Genomic DNA, 17613 nt, shown 5'->3' with positions numbered 1-17613 from the left:
CTGGTCGACCTGCACGTGTATGGCCCCGGGGCGCACACGGCGCCGCGGATCTTGCTGACGGGCTACCAGCGGCCGCACGACTATTTGCTGCACTACGGCATGAACGTGCAACTGGCGCCGGGCGCCACGTACGACATCCTGATCCGCTTTTCCAGCCCCTACTACGCGCGCGCCCCCATGTTCGGCGTAAAGACGCAGCACGACTACCGCAAGCTGGTGGGCAAGGAAAACTTCCTGATGGTGGCGTCCATCGGCGCCCTGCTGGCGCTGGGCCTGTTCAATTTCTTCATCTTTTCCATCACCCTGGAAAAGGCCTCGGCGTATTACGCGCTGTACGTGCTGACCTATGGCCTGGCCTGGGCCATGACCTTCCACGTCTTTGCCGACCTGTTCGACTGGCACCAGCTGCAGCTGCATTACGTGCCATTTTTCCTGCTGCCCGTCTTCAGCACCCTGTTTTACATGCATTTCCTGCGCCTGCGCGACTACTCGCTTCTGCTGTACCGTCTCAGCAAGGTCAACCTGGCGCTGCCCTTGCTGCTGCTGCCCAGCTGTTTCTTCGCCCTGTCGTATGCGCACACCCTGGCCACCATCGCCATCAGCATCTGGATGCTGCTGGCGCTGGTCTGCGGCATCGTCGTCTGGCGCCGCGGCTACCAGCCGGCGCGCTTCTTCGTGCTGGCCTTCGTCGCGCTGATGCTGCCCGGCTTTCTGATCCTGCCGGCCAACCTGGGCCTGATGCCGGCCATGGTGGCCAACGCCCAGCTGGTGACCCTGCTGGGCGGCACCTTCGACGGCTTGCTGCTGGCCTTTGCCCTGGCCGACCAGATCCGCCTGCTGCGCAACAATCTGGAGCAGCGGGTGCAGGAACGCACCCTGGCGCTGACCCTCAGCAACGACGCCCTGCTGAGGGCCAAGGAGCACGCGGAAGTGGTCAGCCGCCACCGCATCGATTTTCTGTCCGCCATGAGCCACGACATCCGCACGCCGCTGGCCGGCGTGATCGGCATGCTGAAATTCGCCCTGCGCGACCAGTCCGTCAAGGGCCGCACGCAGGAATACCTGCGCATCGGCCTGCACAATGGCGTGTCGCTCCTGACCATCCTCAATGACATCCTCGACTTTTCCAAGATCGACGCGGGCAAGCTGACCCTGGAGACGGTGGACTTCGACCTGCTGGCGCTGATCGGCGACGCGGCCGGCATCGTGCAGGGCCAGGCCGATGCCAAGAGCCTGCTGCTGCGCCGCGAACTGGCGCTGGACCTGCCCCGCTACGTGCGCGCCGACCCCACGCGCCTGCGGCAGATCCTCATCAACCTGCTGGGCAACGCGCTGAAATTCACGGCCAATGGCGAAGTGCTGCTGGAAGTGCGGCGCGCCCGCACGCCGCCGCGCGGCGACGGCCGCAGCGAGATCGAATTCATCATCAGCGACACGGGTCCCGGCATCGACGCGGACACCTTGCCGCGCCTGTTCCAGAAATTCGAGCAGGCCGACCATTCCACCACGCGCCGCTACGGCGGCACGGGCCTGGGACTGGCCATCTGCAAGGAACTGGTCGAACTGATGCAGGGCGCGATCGGCGTGGAAAGCCGGGTCGGCATCGGCTCGCGCTTCCATTTCACCTTGCCGCTGACGCCCGGCAGCGCGCCGGCGGCCGACGCGCGCCGGCCGGCACGCCAGGCGCGCCATGCCTGCCGCCTGCGCATCCTGTGCGCCGAAGACGTGCGCACCAACCAGATCATCATCGGCACCCTGCTCGAAAGCATGGGCCATGACGTGACCATCGTGGAAAACGGCGAACAGGCGCTGCGCGCGCTGGGATCCGGCCCCTACGACTGCGTGCTGATGGATGGCCGCATGCCCGAAATGGATGGCGAACAGGCCGCGCGCCTGATCCGCGACGGCGGCAATGCCCAATTCCCCATTCCCGACGCGCACATCCCCATCCTCGCGCTGACGGCCAACGCCAGCGAACATGACCGGCAACGCTACCTGGCCGCCGGCATGGACGACTTCCTCAGCAAGCCCGTCGACGAGGCGCTGTTGTTCGAGAAAATCGATGCCATCATCGACCTGCTGCTGGCGCGCGGCCACGCGCTGCCGCCAGCCGCGCCCACCGAGGACGACACCCTGGCGCGCCAGTTCGGCCTGGCCGACGCCGGCGAGCCGGTCGCTCCGGCCGATCCCATGACGGCGCCCGTGCACATCCTGCCGCTGGCAGGCCTGTCGGCGCAGCACTTGCAGCGCATCGCGCAAGCGTTCTTGACGGAAGCGCCGCGGCGCCTGGACCTGGCTTGCCACGCCGTGCGCGACGGCAATGCCAGCGCGGCGGCAGCCGCCTTCCACGCCTTGAAAGGCAGCGCCGGCTACCTGAGTCGTCCCACCCTGCACGGCCTGTGCCACCAGATGGAAACCCTGGCCTCGAACGGCCAGCTCGACAACGTGGAGCAATTCCTGCCGCAGCTGCGGGCGGCGCTGGACGTGGCGCGGCGCGATCTGGAAGATCAGCCCGCAGGTTGAGGCATCCAGCCATGCGATTGCAGCCACGCCAGCAGCAGCTGCGGCCACGCGGCCGGTTCGCTGTCCGGCTTGCCCAGGCCCCAGCCATGGCCGCCGTGCCGGAACTGGTGCAGTTCAAACGGCACGCCCGCGCGGTCCAGGGCAGCGCCCATCAAGCGGCTGTTGTCGGGCGGTGAAATCGGGTCGTCCAGCGCCTGAGCGATGAACATCGGCGGCGTGCGCGCATCGACGTGGCGCTCCACCGACAGCGCATCGCGCGCCGCCTGCGTGGGGTGACTTCCCAGCAGCTGCTTCTTCGCATGCGTCGTGTCGAACGGCGCTTCCATGGTCAGCACGGGGTACAGCAGCACGACGAAATCGGGCCGCGCCGAGACGCCATCGATCGCATCGGCGGGCGCATACAGGGCGGCGTCCGGCTGGACGGCCGTCATGCCGGCCAGGTGCGCGCCGGCGGAAAAACCCAGCATGCCGATGCGCGCCGGGTCGATGCGCCACTCGGCCGCGCGCGCGCGGATCAAGCGCATGGCCCGCTGGCCGTCCTGGAACGGCGCGCTGGCGCCACCGCCTTCCTGCGGCAGACGGTACACGAGTTCAAACGCCGTGACGCCCCGCGCTTGCAGCCAGCTGGCGGCCGGGCCGCTTTCCTTGCCCGCCTCGATATGCGCATAGCCGCCGCCGCTGACCAGCAGGATGGCCGTGCCGTTCGGCTGCGCCGGGCGGTGCGCGATCAGGTAAGGCTGCTCCACCTGCGTGATGGAGCCTTTGGCGCTGGCCCGCTGCGGGCCCGACGCCGCGCCGCCGGGCGGCGCGCCGGGCCACAGCACCATGGCGCCGGGCGGCGCGGCGCCCGCGTGCAGGTGGACAAGGACAAGACACAACGGCATCAGGCGCTGCATGCCTAGAAATCCGTCTCGCCCTGGATCACGGCCGGATAGCCCGTCATGGCGCGCGAGGTCTGCATGCCGGCCATCACGGCCGCCTCGACGCAGCCCGCGTTGAGGCCCGTCCTGATCCAGTCGCCGGTCAGGAACAGGTTGCTGAAGCCCGACTGGTCGGTGGCCAGCCGGTACTGGGTGCTGCCCACCACCGACATCACGTAGCGCTCGGACGGATCGACATTGGCGCGCCAGTACTGGCTGTCGAAGCGCGCCGGCCCCGTGCCAGCCTTCGCGTCGACCAGCCATTGCCACGGGAACGCGCCCGGCGCGCCCGCCTCTGGCCACAGCGCGCCGATCTCGCGTTCCAGCTGGTGCAGCGCGCCCTGCTTCGCGCTGGCCGCGCAGCGGGCGGGGAAATCCGTGTCGGTGACGGGCGGGTAGCTGTCGACGGGGAAGGCGCTGCAAAAATACGAGACGTTTTTCGGCTCCAGGCCCGCCGGCCAGTCCTCGTGCGCCAATAGTTGATCCATCGGCGCCCACGTGTCGTACGGCTCCGTGAAGGCCGACAGCACGGGCTGCTGGCCCTTCGGCTGCGTGGTCCAGCCCATCTGCGCCAGGTTTTTGTTCAGCCACACCTGGTAAGCCTGCGTGGCCACCGTTTTCACCTTCTCGGCCGTCAGTTGCAGGGCCGGGCTTTGCGCCAGCAGCTGTGGGCACAGGGCCGGCAGCGAGCCGATGGAAATGCCGAACACCACCTTGTCGAAATCGACGCCTTTCTTCAAGACCGTGGCGGGCAGCTGCCGGCCGAACGCCTGCTGGTACTGCTGCGGCCAGCCGCTCCAGTACGATTCCAGGTTGACTTCCTGCTCCTGCAGCAGCGCCGCCTGGGCCGGTTCGATCTGCGCGTAGTCGGGCGCGCTGGGCCAGCACGCCAGCCCTTTCACGTCCACCAGCGGCGCGTAGCCGGCGGCGGGGTCCTTCAATTGCACCTGCTGCGTGATGCGGATGCTGTCGATGTCGCCCGCGCCCGGCACCAGTTCTTCCACGCGCTGGAAGAACTTGAATTCCACGCCGCGCTTGCGCAGCACTTCGTACAGCGGCGTGAAAATCGTGTCGCCCATGCCGGCCTGCATCTTGAACATGATGCCGCCCTTGTAGGCCAGGCCGATGCGTGCCATCGCCCGCAGCAAGGTGCCCGCCTCGATGTTCGGCTTGGCGAAATCGCCGCCCTCGTAGGCGAACACCAGGTCGTAAAAACCGCGCACGGGGGCCGAATTGACGCTGAACTGCTCGTCGCCGCCATGCTTGCGCAGCCAGGCGCGGAAATCGATGTCGTTGATGACGTCGAAGCCGTTCTTGAACACGCCATCCTCGAACATGCCCTTCATGACCGTGATGCCCAGGTCCAGGCAGGTGAACAGCCGGCGCAATTCGTCGTCGCCATCGATCAGGGCGCGGTAGCGCAGGCGCAGCCAGCCGCGGATGCCGTTCAGGGTGCTGGCCAGCAGCTGGTGGCGGGCCTGGTCGTGGCGCGTGGAGTCCGGCGCCAGGTCGGCCACCAGGGCGGCCAGCGCGCCCACGGACAGGCCCACGTCCAGCCCCAGTTCATCGGCCTGCCCCACCACTTCGTCAGCCAGGCGGCGCAGCCAGCCCGGCCACACGCCTTCGCCGTCACCTGGCTGCGCGCTGGCGCGCGCGATGCGCGCGTCGGCGTCCGCCACCTGGCGGATCTGGCGGATCCACTGCTCGATCCAGCCCACCATGGCGATGGCCATCTGCCACAGGGTGATGTCTTCGCCGCCCTCGCCCGGCTCGCCCGGCAAGGTGGGAAAGACGATGGACCAGTTGCGCCATTGTCCCTTGACGTCTTCCGACAGGGCCACGTAATCGTGCTGCTTGAAGGCGTCGCGCCAGGTGGCCAGCGGCGCGCCGGGCGGGCGTTCCAGGCTGGCGTAGGCTTCCTTGATCATCCTGAAGGCGTTGGCGTAGAAGCCGAACCAGATGTGCAGGCCATGCTCCTCGATGCGCTGGCCCGCCTGCGCATTGCGTCCGCTGGCGCCCTTGCCGCCCAGACGCCAGCCCAGCTGGTAGACGGTGATGGCATGCCGGTTTTGCCAGCCCGGCTGGTTCGTCAGATAATACGCGGTGGTCATGGCCGCCACGCCGCCGCCGAGGATGGCGATCTTTTCCGGCGCGATGCGTGAATTGTCGACCAGCTCCTCGCCCGGCATGGCCGTGAAGTCGAAGTTCACATTGAACGGCAATATCGCCGCCTGCGGTCCCAGCTGCAAGCCCAGGGTCTGGTCCAGCGGGAAGCTGTCGAAGGCGTGCACCGTGCATTCGTATTCATAGCCGAGCAGGCGCGCGCTGTGCAGGCGGTTGATTTCGGCCGGCGCGGCCACCAGGGCCTGGTACACGGCTTTCACGCCCGCGCTGTCGGGGAATTGCTTGAGGAATATCTGGTCGATGCGCGGGTTGCGCAGCAGCGACAGGATATCGGCCCAGCCGGCCTGGTCCATGTCGAAGAAATCGGGGATGGAGAGAAAAATCTGGAATGCCTGCTCGATGAGTTCGAGGAAACTGTTGACGCTCTTGTGCTGCCCCGTCTGCACGGTGGCATTGACTTCGAGCAGCGGGTGCAGGGCGAGTTTCGTTTCCGGCGAAAAATGCTGGAAACCCTTGGCCGCGACGGAACAACGCAGCGGCTCGCTGCCGGCGGCGGGAATCTCGTAGTCGCACAGGTATTTCGGATAGCCGAACAATTCGCGCCCGTTGATCAGGGCCATGGCGTCATCCACAAAAATGTGGCACGGATACCAGTAGATATGCGCGAGCTTGCCGTGTTCATCCATCTGGCCGACCATGATCCAGGTGACGATATCGACCTCCGTGATCCAGCCCTTGGCCTGGTCGACGGGGTTGGCCGAATCGGCATGGTTGACGCGTGTAAACGTCAGCATCACGTACGGCGACAGGGCTTTCAGGGTCATCTTGCTGCCCGCTACCTGGTTCAGGGTGGTATTCACGGTGGCCTGCAGCTTGGCCAGGTCGCCCCTGACGAAATAGCCGTACATTTCCGACTGTTTCAATTGCAGCGGCGAGTGCATCATCACCGAACCGCCCTGATAGATATACGAAGGTCTTGCCGAAGGTATCGCCGTCATTGCCCTGCCCCTAAATGAAGTTTCAGACAAACAAGATTGCTATAGTGTATTTGAGAAAGAACAATGAATGATATGAAATAAATTAAAGGATTTGCCAAGATGCATAGGCTCAGCAGCCCGCCGCCTGCGCACGGCAGCTGGGGCAAGCCCATGCCATCGGGTGTACGATGAAGCATCTTGAGCGTTCCGAGCACCATGCCATGGCAATGATTACCACCGACTACGTTTCCACCTATTCAGGCAACCGTTTTTATCCCTTGCGCCCGCATATCGACAAGGTAGCCATTGAAGACATTGCCCACGGCCTCGCTTACCAGTGCCGCTTCAATGGACAGACGCAAGTGTTTTACTCGGTCGCCCAGCACAGCCTGATCGTCGCCGAACTGGTGCCGCCCCATTTGCGCCTGGCCGCCCTGCTGCACGACGCGGCCGAAGCCTACCTGGGCGACATGGTGAAGCCCTTGAAAGTGTTGCTGCCGGAATTTGCCGTGCTGGAAGACAAGGTCAGCGCCATCATCGCCGCCACGTATGGCCTGGACTTTTCCGATTACGCGCCCATCAAGCGGGCCGACCTGATCGCGCTGGCCACGGAAAAGCGCGACCTGATGCCGCACTCGGCCGAACGCTGGGCTTACCTTGACGGCATCGCCCCCTTGCCCGGTATAATCGAGGCCATGGGCCCGGCCGAAGCCAAGCAGCGCTTCCTGCATGCCTTCGCCCAGCTGAGCGGGCTTGGGCTGGCCGCATGAACGGGCGCTAAGCCCCGGTTTTTGCACGGCTTTTTCAGATATCCACAGCAACTGTGGATAAAGTTGTTGATAAGCCCCTCTTGACAAGCCGCAACACCAGCATTGATGCGGGTTTCAACAATTTGCTGATTTCACAGGCAATTTTTTACTCCAATAAAATCAATGACTTGCAATCACGAATTTGCGCTCGATCAAAGTCACTTCACCGCCATGAAAATATATTTTGCTGTGCATAAGCAATCCAGGCGCCGGACCGTCTTGCTTGAACAGCATTGTTTTGACAAACCCCGCAGACTGGCATAGTGTGGAGTAGCAAGCACGATCAACGGTGGATAAATGCATGAACATGGATAGCGACAGCGCCGCCAAGGGGGCGGACGAACCGGACTGGCTGGTCGATGAGCCGTTGGCCCGGGCAGACGCGACGGCAGAGACTGCCAACGCGGCGCCATGGCGCGTGCTGATCGTCGATGACGATGTCGACGTGCACGTGGTGACCAAGTTCGCCCTCAGCCAGGCCAGCTTCCAGGGCCGCAGACTGAGCTTTTTGCACGCGTATTCGGGCGCCGAGGCACTCAGCCTGCTGCGCGGCACACAAGATATCGCCGTGGTGCTGCTCGATGTGATCATGGAAACCCAGGATGCGGGGCTGCACGTGGCGCGCCAGATCCGCGAAGACCTGCACAACAGCGCCGTGCGCATCATCCTGCGCACGGGCCAGCCGGGCCAGGCGCTGGAACACCGCATCATCATCGACTACGACATCAACGATTTCTGGTGCAAGACCGACCTCACCACGCGCAAGTTGTTTACCACCGTGATCGCCTCGCTGCGCACCTACGCCACCCTGCGCGAGGCGGAGCAACACGTCGCCGAACTGGCCGCGGCCCTGGCCCAGTGCGGCGACACGCCCGCGGCGCCGGCCGGCGGCACGCCCTGAACACGGCCGCTACTTTCAGTCATAAAAACAAGAGTACTGGATAGGCATACAGGCTTGTGGCATGCCCTATTTTGGCCCATCTTGCGCGCCGATGGCAGGCGCGGGCCGGTCCCATTTTCCTAAGTGGCGGATTGTTAAGCGCTTTTTCAGATATCCACACGGACTGTGGATATCTTTGTGGATAAGCGCCTATTGACAGCCCTCAAAGCCACAGCCCGTGCGGCTTTCAATAAACTGCTCAATCAAACAGCAAAAATAAAATCCATTAAAATCAAACACTTAGAAAATCACACATAATCACAAGAAAATTATTTCGCCAATTTCGTTAGCCCATCATTTGTGCATAACTGAGCCGTAATGGACAATCCGACAACGCCGGGCTGACGCTGCCGGCAACACAGTTGCCGTGCGGATACTCAGTGCACGGTCTGGCGGCGCTGCTCCGGATGCAGCAGCACGCGTTCGATCAGTTCAGGGGCGACATTGTATGACTTCAGGTATTCCAGCGCGCACAAGGTACTGAAGGCAGCCTGCACGGCGATGCCCAGGTTGACGATATCGCACATCTTCTGATCGACCCGCGTATGCAGCACCACGGTTTTGACGGGCATATGCAGCGTTTCTATGGAATGAGGCATGATAAGCAACTCCTGCGAAGGGGACGGAGGGATGAGAGGGCGTAGCGGGGCGAGCCACGCCAGCGCGGACAGGGATAGCGGTCATGTTGCCGCTAAAAGTATTGCCGATAAACTCTCGATGTCAATGGCAGGGAAACATGAGCCACGGTTTTTTCTTGCAGGTACAAGCAGAGCCGAAAGCGATGGACAAGCGCGATCGGCCACGGCGATAATCAGTCATGCCCTCGCCTTCCACGCCCCAGCCTGACCAGCCCCGCCCGCAACCCGCCTCGCTTGCCGACCTGTTCTTCTCGTTCACCTGGCTGGCCCTGCAAGGCTTTGGCGGCGTGCTGGCCGTGATCCAGCGCGAAATGGTCGAGCGCAAGCGCTGGCTGACGCAGGAGGAATTCCTCGAAGACTGGGCCGTGGCGCAGATCATGCCCGGGCCGAACGTGGTGAACCTGTCACTGATGGTGGGCGGGCGCTATTTCGGTTTAAAAGGCGCGCTGACGGCGCTGGCCGGCATGCTGGCCGTCCCCCTCGTCATCGTCCTGCTGCTGGGCGTGCTGTACACGCGCTTTGGCGACAACCCGCAGATGGCGGGCGCCCTGCGCGGCATGGCGGCCGTGTCGGCCGGCATGATCGCCGCCACGGGCGTGAAGCTGGCGACCGCGCTGAGCAAGCATCCGCTGCCCCTGTGGCTGACCTTGTCCATCACCGTGCTGGGCGTGCTGATGGTGGCGGTCTTCCGCTGGCCCCTGCTGTACATCCTGCTGGGCCTGGGCGGCATCGGCTGCCTGCTGACCTATCGGAAGCTGTCTTCATGAATCCGCCCCTGCAACTGGCCTTGAGCGCGGGCGACTGGCTGAACCTGTTCGCCCACTACCTGATGCTGTCGCTGATGTCGATCGGCGGCGCCATTTCCACCACGTCTGAAATGCACCGTTTCCTCGTCGAACAGCATGGCTGGCTGACCCAGACGCAATTCAATGAGTCGATCGCCATTGCGCAAGCAGCGCCCGGCCCCAACGTGCTGTTCGTCGCCCTGATGGGCTGGAACGTGGGCATGAATGCGGGCAGCTACACGGCCGCGTATCTTGGCGTGTTCATCACCATGTTAGGCATCATGCTGCCCAGCACCACCCTCACCTACGTGGCAGCCCAATGGGGCTACCGCAACCGCGACCTGCGCCCCGTGCGCGCCTTCAAGCAGGGCATGGCGCCCATCGTCGTCGCCCTCCTGATTTCCACCGGCATGATCCTGGGTGGCGCCAACCACGACATCCGCACCGACTGGCCCCTGTGGAGCCTGTCCATCGTGGCGGGCCTGATCATCTGGCGCACGAAGATCCATTTATTGTGGCTGCTGGCGGGCGGCGCCGTGCTGGGCTGGCTCCAGCTCGTCTGACCTTACACGGCCAGGTGCCGCTTCACCTCCTCGCCGTCCATCTGTTCCGCACTTCCGCTGGCCACCACGCTGCCGCGCGACAGCACGATGAAGTCGTCGGCCAGTTCGCGGGCGAAATCAAAATACTGTTCGCACAGCACGATAGCCATGTCGCCCCGTTGTTTCAACAAAGCAATGACCCTGCCGATATCCTTGATGACGGACGGCTGGATACCTTCCGTCGGCTCGTCGAAGATGATCAATTGCGGTTCGGCCAGCAGCGCGCGGGCGATGGCCAGCTGCTGCTGTTGCCCGCCGGACAAATCACCGCCGCGCCGCGCCAGCATCTCTTTCAATACCGGAAACAGCTCGTACACGTGGGGATCGATGCGCGAGGCCAGCCTGCCCCGCTTCACCGCCATGCCCATCAGCAAGTTTTCCTCGACCGTCAGGCGCGCAAAGATGTCGCGTCCCTGCGGCACGTAGGCCATGCCCAGCCTGGCGCGCGCGTGCGGCGTCATTTTCGTGATGTCGCGCCCCTGGAACACCACCGTGCCCTGCGCCACGGGCAGCACGCCCATCAGGCATTTGAGCAAGGTTGTCTTGCCTACGCCATTACGCCCCAGCAAGGCCAGGCATTCGCCCTTGCGCGCCGACAGGTCGATGCCGCGCAAGGTGTGCGAGGAGCCATAGTACTGATTTAATTCTTGCACTTCGAGCATGATTACCTTCCCAGATAGACTTCGATGACGCGCTCGTCGGCCTGCACTTCGTCCATGCGGCCCTGCGCCAGCACGGCCCCTTCATGCAGCACGGTGACGATGCCTTGCTGGGCAATGTCCGTGACGAAACCCATGTCGTGCTCGACCACCATGATGGAATGTTTGCCGCGCAATTCATTGAGGAGTTCCGCCGTGCGCGCCGTTTCCGCGTCGGACATGCCCGCCACCGGTTCGTCCAGCAAAATCAGCTGCGGCTCCTGCATCAGGAGCATGCCGATTTCCAGCCACTGCTTTTGCCCGTGCGACAGCAACCCGGCCGGCCGCGCCTCGTGGCCGTGGAGGCGGATCAAAAGCAAGATCGCTTCGATCCTGCCCGCCTGCTCGGACGACAAGCGCGCAAACAGGGTGGGCGCCACGCGCTTGTCCATCTTCATCGCCAGTTCCAGGTTGTCGAACACCGTGTGCTGCTCGAACACGGTGGGGCGCTGGAACTTGCGGCCGATGCCCGCGTGGGCGATCTGCGCTTCCGTCATCGTCGCCAGATTCATGGTCTGACCGAACCAGGCCGTACCGGACGTGGGCCGCGTCTTGCCCGTGATCACATCCATCATCGTCGTCTTGCCGGCCCCGTTAGGGCCGATGATGCAGCGCAACTCGCCCACGGAAATATCGAGGCTCAGCTTGTTGATGGCCTTGAAGCCGTCGAACGACACGCTGATGTCTTCCAGATACAGGATCGCGCCATGCGTCGTGTCGACGCCCTCGCCTTTTACGCGCGAATATGTCGGCCCCGCTTCCGCGCTGGCCATGCCGGGCAACATGCGGATACTCATGCGGCCTCCTCTGCCACGATGGCGACTTTTTTACGTTTGAGCTTGTTCAAGACACCGAGCATGCCTTGCTGCATGAACAGGGTGACGCCGATGAACAGCAGGCCCAGCGCGAACAGCCACAGTTCCGGTAAGGCGGCCGTGAACCAGCTTTTCAGACCGTTGACGGTGAAGGCGCCCACAATCGGACCGAGCAGGGTGCCGCGCCCGCCCACCGCCACCCACACGACCATCTCGATGGAGTTGGCGGGCGACATTTCGGACGGGTTGATGATGCCTACCTGCGGCACGTACAGGGCGCCGGCGATGCCGCACAGCACGGCCGACAGGGTCCAGACGAACAGCTTGAACCACAGCGGGTTGTAGCCGAGGAACATCAGCCGCGCCTCGCTGTCGCGCACGCCCTGCAGCACCCTGCCCAGCTTCGAGCGGACGATGGCGCGCGCGCCCACCAACGCCGCCAGCAGGAAGGCCAGGGTCAGCAGGAACAGCACGGCCCGGGTGGCGGGCGCCGTGATGCTGTGCCCCAGTATCGTCTTGAAATCCGTGAAGCCATTGTTGCCGCCAAAGCCGGTGTCATTGCGGAAGAACAAGAGCATGAAGGCATACGTCATCGCTTGCGTGATGATGGAAAAATACACGCCCTTGATGCGCGAGCGAAAGGCAAAGTAACCGAAGACGAAGGCCAGCACGCCCGGCACCAGCACGACGAGGGCCATGCAGTACCAGAAGTGTTCCGTAAACGCCCAGTACCAGGGGTAGGTTTTCCAGTCGAGAAAGACCATGAAATCGGGCAGGCTGCTGCGGTACTGGCCCTGGTCGCCGATGGCCCGCATCAGATACATGCCGTGCGCATACGCGCCCAGCGCAAAGAACACGCCGTGGCCCAGAGACAAGATGCCCGTGTAGCCCCAGACGAGGTCCAGCGCCAGCGCGGCCAGCGCGTAGCACATGAACTTGCCCACCAGCGCCACCGTGTAGGCGGACACGTGCAGCACATGCCCTTCGGCAAACGCCAGATTAAAAATCGGCAACAGCGCCGCCAGCACGCTGCAGGCGCCAATCGCCAGCCAGACGGGCCGCGTGAACAGGCCCTGCTTGGATTGATATGAGGTAATCATTCGACGCTGCGTCCCTTCATGGCAAACAGGCCCTGCGGCCGGCGCTGGATGAAAATGATGATGAATATCAAAATGGCGATCTTCGCCAGCACGGCACCCGCCACCGGCTCGAGGAATTTGTTGACTTCGCCCAGGCCCAGCGCGGCGATCACGGTGCCGGCCAGCTGGCCCACGCCGCCCAGCACCACCACCATGAAGGAATCGACGATATAGCTTTGGCCCAGGTCCGGCCCCACATTGCCCAGCTGCGACAGGGCCACGCCACCGAGCCCCGCGATGCCGGAACCGAGGCCGAAAGTGAGCATGTCGACCTTGCCCGTGGCCACGCCCACGCAATCAGCCATGCGGCGGTTTTGCGTGACGGCCCGCACGAACAGGCCCAGGCGCGTCTTGTTGAGGATCAGCCACACGGCCACGACGACGACGACGGCGAAGGCGATGATGGCCAGCCGGTTGTACGGCAGCACGAGGCCGCCCAGTACCGTCACGCCGCCCGACATCCAGGCGGGATTGGCCACTTCCACGTTTTGCGCGCCGAAGATCGTGCGGACCAGCTGCATGAGGATCAGGCTGATGCCCCAGGTGGCCAGCAGGGTTTCCAGCGGCCGGCCGTACAGCCAGCGGATCACCGTGCGCTCCAGCGCCACGCCCACCAGGCCGGCGACGAGAAAGGCGGCCGGCAAGGCGGCCAGCAGATACGCATCCTGCAGGCCCGGCAGGTAGGCGCGGAAAAACAGCTGGCACAGATAGGTCGTGTAAGCGCCTATCATCAGCAATTCGCCATGCGCCATGTTGATGATGCCCATCAAGCCAAAGGTGATGGCCAGGCCCAGGGCCGCCAGCAGCAGCACGCTGCCCAGGGAAATGCCATAGAACACATTGCCGGCGAATTCCATACGCGCCACTCTGCCCTTGATCTGGCGCATCGTCTCGATGGCCGCCAGCTGCACGGCCTCATCCGGTTCACCGCCCGGCTCCAACATGGCTTGCAGCACGGGCAGCAGACGCGCATCGCTGCTGCCGGCCAGCGCCTGCACGGCGGCCTTGCGCGTGGCGGCATCGGGCGCATGCAGGTTGGCGCTGGCGATCAGCACCTGCAATATCTGCTGGATCTCGCCATCGCTTTCCCGCGCCAGCGCGGTGCGGATCAGGGGAGCTGCGCCGGGTCGACCGCCTTTTGCAAGGCTTGCGCGGCGGCCAGCCGCGTGGCCCGCTCCGGCGCCAGCAGCTGCAAGCCCGACAAGGCGCCCGCCACGGCCGCGCGCAAGCGGTTGTTGACCATCACGCCATCGATGCCTTCCGGCAGCGGCACGTTCTGGCCGATGACAGGGTCGTACGCCTGCTCGCCGTCGACGATGTACACCTTGCCGCCGGGGGCGGCATACAGGCTGTCGTCCTGCAAGGCGTGCAGCACACGGGCGGCCTCGGGCGTGGCCAGGGCGGCGATCTGCGCCACGGCGGCGACCCTGGCGTCGGGATCGTCGCCGGCCAGCGGTTTGAGCAGGTCGGGAGAGATGGCGGCCTGCGCCAGCGAGGATAGCAACAGGCAGGCGAGGACCAGCAGTTTGGGGAGAAGCTGCATGTGCATGGATTCCATGTAGTAAAGCCGATGTCTTGACAGGTATCCTTCCCCCAAAGACAAGGACAGGGGTCAGACCCGCCGGGTCTGACCCCAGCTCTCTGCCTGGGGTTGCGGCGACGAATCGACGCGCAAGCTTTTTACAGCTTCTGCTTGCCCTCATTGCCCTTGATAAACGGGCTCCACGGCTGTGCGCGTATCGTTTCCTTGGTTTTCCACACGACATTGAATTGCCCATCGGCCTTGATCTCGCCGATCATCACGGGCTTGTGCAAGTGGTGGTTCGTTGCATCCATGGTCAGGGTGAAGCCCGATGGCGCCTTGACGCTCTGGCCCGCCATGGCGGCGATCACCTTGTCCGTGTCCGTCGATTTCGCCTTTTCCACGGCTTGCGCCCACATATGGATGCCGACATAGGTCGCTTCCATGGGGTCGTTCGTCACCACCGAACCGGCGTTCGGCAGCTTGTGCGCCACGGCATACGCCTTCCACTGCTTGATGAAAGCCGTGTTGACGGGGTTCTTGACGGACTCAAAATAATTCCACGCCGCCAGATGGCCGAGCAAGGGTTTGGTATCGATACCGCGCAGCTCTTCCTCGCCCACGGAAAACGCGACGACGGGCACGTCCGTGGCTTTCAGGCCCGCATTGCCCAGCTCCTTGTAGAACGGCACGTTCGAATCGCCATTGATGGTGGAAATGACGGCCGTCTTGCCGCCCGTGGAAAACTTCTTGATGTTGGCGACGATGGTTTGATAGTCGGCATGGCCGAACGGCGTGTAGACCTCGCTGATATCGCTATCCTTGACTCCCTTGCTTTTCAGGAAGGCACGCAAAATCTTGTTGGTGGTGCGCGGATACACGTAATCCGTGCCCAGCAGCACGAAGCGCTTGGCGCCGCCGCCATCCCTGCTCATCAAATATTCGACGGCGGGAATCGCCTGCTGGTTGGGCGCGGCGCCCGTATAAAACACATTCTTTTCCAGTTCCTCGCCCTCGTATTGCACGGGGTAAAACAGCAGGCTGTTGAGTTCCTTGAACACCGGCAAAACCGACTTGCGCGAGACGGACGTCCAGCAGCCGAACACCACGGCCACTTTTTCCTGCGCCACCAGCTGGCGCGCTTTTTCCGCGAACAGGGGCCAGTTCGACGCGGGATCGACGACGACGGCTTCCAGCTTCTTGCCCAGCACGCCGCCCTTGGCATTGATCTCGGCGATCGTCATCAGCGCCACATCCTTCAGCGACGTTTCGGAAATGGCCATGGTGCCCGACAGGGAGTGCAAGATGCCGACCTTGATCGTATCGGCGGCCAGGGCTGCCTGCATGCAGGTGGACGTGGCCAGGGCGAATGCGCCGGCGGCGGCCGCTTTCAGGATGATGCGTCGTGACATGAGGACTCCTGTGATGGGTTCGTGGGGTCGAGCTGGGTCTGCCATGTTGTTAAAGCAGAATGCATGCCAGCGCCAACAGGTATCCGCCATGGTGCACGCGGCTCTCGCCGCACGAAAAAACCTGGCCGCACAAGGACTGTGCAGCCAGGTTTCAAATTGCCGTAAAACGGTGCGCCGGAGGCTTTAATGCTTGCGCATCAATCCTTGCGCGGCGCTCCACGAAGACGGCGCCAGCCCTTGCGTCCCAGCGGGAACAGCAGCACGAAAGCCACCAGCCACGGCAGGATGTAAGCCATGGCCGTGATGGCGTTGGCCACGCCTTCCGACAGGTTTTCCGTGAAATTGCCCAGCGCGCGCTTGACGGGGCGCCAGAACGATTGCTTGCCGTCGGCGCTGATGGCCACGTTCAGCAAGTCCGTGTCGATGCGCTGCATCAACAGTGCATTGGCCGCCGTCGCCTGCTCCAGCTCCACCTGCACGGTGGCCAGTTCCTTGCTCACCTTGATCAGCGCATCGACATTCGTGCCCGAGCGCTTTTCCAGGTCTTGCAGCTGCGCCTGGTACTGCTTGAGCATTTCCAGGCGTTTCTTGCTGTCGAGCACGGGACGGCCCAGGTCTTCCACCTTGGTGCCCTGGCTGGTGACGTCGCCTTCGGCCGCGACCAGCGCGACGAGCTTTTTGATGCCGGCCGGCTTGGCGCGCACGCTGATGCGTGCGTGCACGTAGCGTCCGCCGTTGATGCTGGAATCGAGCAGCAGACAACCATTGTCCGTGTCAGCCTTGCAGGCGGCCACGACTTTTTCATACAGGAGCGGCACTTGCGCCTCGCTCGTATCGACGCTGACATTGTGTTCATAGGCAAGAAACTCGCTGCCCTTTTCCTTGCCGTCGAGACGCGCGGCGCTCGATTGCCCACCGCTCTCGCCCTTGCTGCCGCAACCGGCCAACAACATCAGGCCAAGCAGGCCAAGATACACTTTTTTCATGATTTCTTTCTTGAGATTATGTTTGCAGCGGCAACAATTCGATATCGGGCAAGTGCGCGGCCACATCCTGCACGGTCGCATGGCCGGTCAGCGAGGCGATCACCTGCGGCAGCGGTGCCGCCCAGATTTCCGGCAGATCGCGCTCTTCCGGCGCCAGCACGGGAAAGGCCAGCTGTTCCCGCGGCGGCGTGAAGGCGGCGTCGACGCCAGGCTTGTTGCCGCGCGCATCGATGCGGTACCAGCCGAATTCCTGCAGGTAGACGGCGTTCAAGCCATGCAGGCAGAACGGCGGCCCCGCCTCGCCCACGGCCAGACGCTGATAGCACAGGCCGGCGGGGATGCCGTTGGCGCGCAGCAGCGCGGCCAGCAGATGGCTCTTCGCATAGCAATAGCCCGTGCCATGCTGCAACACATCGGACGCGCGGCAAGTGACGGGGTTGCGCTGGTAATCCCAGCTGTGGGCGATCTCGTCGCGCACGAAGGCAAAGCAGCGGGCCGCGATGGCGGCGTCGCCCACGGCGCCTGCCGCCAGCTCGGCCGCCTTGGCGCGCACAGCCGGATGCTCGCTGTCGATATACGTGCTGCTGGCCAGATATGAGGAAAAGTCGGAAACCATGGCATCAATGTCTGGCAAAAAGATAATGTGCGATTCTAGTCGAAGACAGCCGAAATCGAGCGTTTCCTTGCGCAGGAACAAAGAAAATGCACGCCGCAGGCAGGCGG

14 protein-coding genes and 1 pseudogene are annotated in these 17613 nt (G+C 63.6%); 5 read left to right on the top strand and 10 right to left on the bottom strand.

The window, feature by feature from the left end:
- Nucleotides 1-15: 15 nt before the first annotated feature.
- Nucleotides 16-2523, top strand: coding sequence for an ATP-binding protein (locus ACRHIG_RS13545; RefSeq protein WP_489630454.1), 2508 nt, complete (start codon nucleotides 16-18; stop codon nucleotides 2521-2523).
- Here ACRHIG_RS13545 and ACRHIG_RS13540 read toward each other — a convergent pair.
- Together ACRHIG_RS13540 and ACRHIG_RS13535 are read right to left on the bottom strand one after the other, a co-directional pair.
- Nucleotides 2508-3419, bottom strand: coding sequence for an alpha/beta hydrolase (locus ACRHIG_RS13540; protein ID WP_489630453.1), 912 nt, complete (start codon nucleotides 3417-3419; stop codon nucleotides 2508-2510). The two genes, ACRHIG_RS13545 and ACRHIG_RS13540, sit on opposite strands and share 16 nt — an antisense overlap.
- A 2-nt stretch (nucleotides 3420-3421) precedes the next feature.
- Nucleotides 3422-6565: an NAD(P)-binding protein gene (locus tag ACRHIG_RS13535; protein ID WP_489630452.1), complete on the bottom strand. Its 3144-nt coding sequence runs from the start codon at nucleotides 6563-6565 to the stop codon at nucleotides 3422-3424.
- A 200-nt stretch (nucleotides 6566-6765) separates the two neighbouring features.
- Here ACRHIG_RS13535 and ACRHIG_RS13530 point away from each other — a divergent pair, with 200 nt between their 5' ends.
- A complete protein-coding gene (locus ACRHIG_RS13530; RefSeq protein ID WP_166448106.1) occupies nucleotides 6766-7314 on the top strand; it encodes a phosphohydrolase in 549 nt (182 codons plus the stop codon).
- Between the two features lie 340 nt (nucleotides 7315-7654).
- Nucleotides 7655-8254, top strand: a complete 600-nt coding sequence (locus ACRHIG_RS13525; protein WP_489630451.1) for a response regulator — start codon at nucleotides 7655-7657, stop codon at nucleotides 8252-8254.
- A gap of 416 nt (nucleotides 8255-8670) precedes the next feature.
- Here ACRHIG_RS13525 and ACRHIG_RS13520 read toward each other — a convergent pair whose 3' ends face one another.
- Nucleotides 8671-8892, bottom strand: a complete 222-nt coding sequence (locus ACRHIG_RS13520) for a hypothetical protein (protein WP_489630450.1) — start codon at nucleotides 8890-8892, stop codon at nucleotides 8671-8673.
- Between the two features lie 218 nt (nucleotides 8893-9110).
- On the opposite strand from ACRHIG_RS13520, the gene ACRHIG_RS13515 reads away from it, so the two are divergent.
- On the top strand, nucleotides 9111-9698 hold the full coding sequence (locus ACRHIG_RS13515; RefSeq protein ID WP_475415919.1) for a chromate transporter: 588 nt from the start codon (nucleotides 9111-9113) through the stop codon (nucleotides 9696-9698).
- The gene (locus ACRHIG_RS13510) at nucleotides 9695-10279 is read left to right on the top strand and encodes a chromate transporter (RefSeq protein ID WP_475415920.1); all 585 of its coding nucleotides are present in this window, start codon (nucleotides 9695-9697) and stop codon (nucleotides 10277-10279) included. The genes ACRHIG_RS13515 and ACRHIG_RS13510 overlap by 4 nt, the downstream gene beginning before the upstream one ends.
- Before the next feature lie 2 nt (nucleotides 10280-10281).
- Here the strand turns inward: ACRHIG_RS13510 and urtE are convergent, their stop codons facing one another.
- From urtE to ACRHIG_RS13475, 7 genes and pseudogenes are all read right to left on the bottom strand, one after another.
- A complete protein-coding gene (urtE, locus tag ACRHIG_RS13505) occupies nucleotides 10282-10980 on the bottom strand; it encodes an urea ABC transporter ATP-binding subunit UrtE (protein ID WP_489630449.1) in 699 nt (232 codons plus the stop codon).
- Nucleotides 10981-10982: 2 nt separating this feature from the next.
- Nucleotides 10983-11813: an urea ABC transporter ATP-binding protein UrtD gene (urtD, locus tag ACRHIG_RS13500; protein ID WP_489630448.1), complete on the bottom strand. Its 831-nt coding sequence runs from the start codon at nucleotides 11811-11813 to the stop codon at nucleotides 10983-10985.
- The gene (gene urtC / locus ACRHIG_RS13495; RefSeq protein WP_489630447.1) at nucleotides 11810-12931 is read right to left on the bottom strand and encodes an urea ABC transporter permease subunit UrtC; all 1122 of its coding nucleotides are present in this window, start codon (nucleotides 12929-12931) and stop codon (nucleotides 11810-11812) included. The genes urtD and urtC overlap by 4 nt, the downstream gene beginning before the upstream one ends.
- A pseudogene (gene urtB, locus ACRHIG_RS13490) lies at nucleotides 12928-14513 on the bottom strand (urea ABC transporter permease subunit UrtB). The gene urtC and the pseudogene urtB overlap by 4 nt, the downstream one beginning before the upstream one ends.
- Nucleotides 14514-14650: 137 nt before the next feature.
- The gene (gene urtA / locus ACRHIG_RS13485; RefSeq protein WP_489630446.1) at nucleotides 14651-15904 is read right to left on the bottom strand and encodes an urea ABC transporter substrate-binding protein; all 1254 of its coding nucleotides are present in this window, start codon (nucleotides 15902-15904) and stop codon (nucleotides 14651-14653) included.
- 197 nt (nucleotides 15905-16101) lie between these two features.
- A complete protein-coding gene (locus ACRHIG_RS13480) occupies nucleotides 16102-16890 on the bottom strand; it encodes a DUF4349 domain-containing protein (protein ID WP_475415926.1) in 789 nt (262 codons plus the stop codon).
- A gap of 16 nt (nucleotides 16891-16906) precedes the next feature.
- Nucleotides 16907-17506 carry a transglutaminase-like domain-containing protein gene (locus ACRHIG_RS13475; protein WP_489630445.1) on the bottom strand — a complete coding sequence of 200 codons (600 nt, stop codon included), beginning with the start codon at nucleotides 17504-17506 and terminating at the stop codon, nucleotides 16907-16909.
- Between the last annotated feature and the right edge of the window lie 107 nt (nucleotides 17507-17613).

The organism is Janthinobacterium sp. C22 (genome assembly GCF_057919405.1).
The sequence above is the reverse complement of the archived record's forward strand: the minus strand, read 5'-3'. Positions and strand labels throughout refer to the sequence as shown.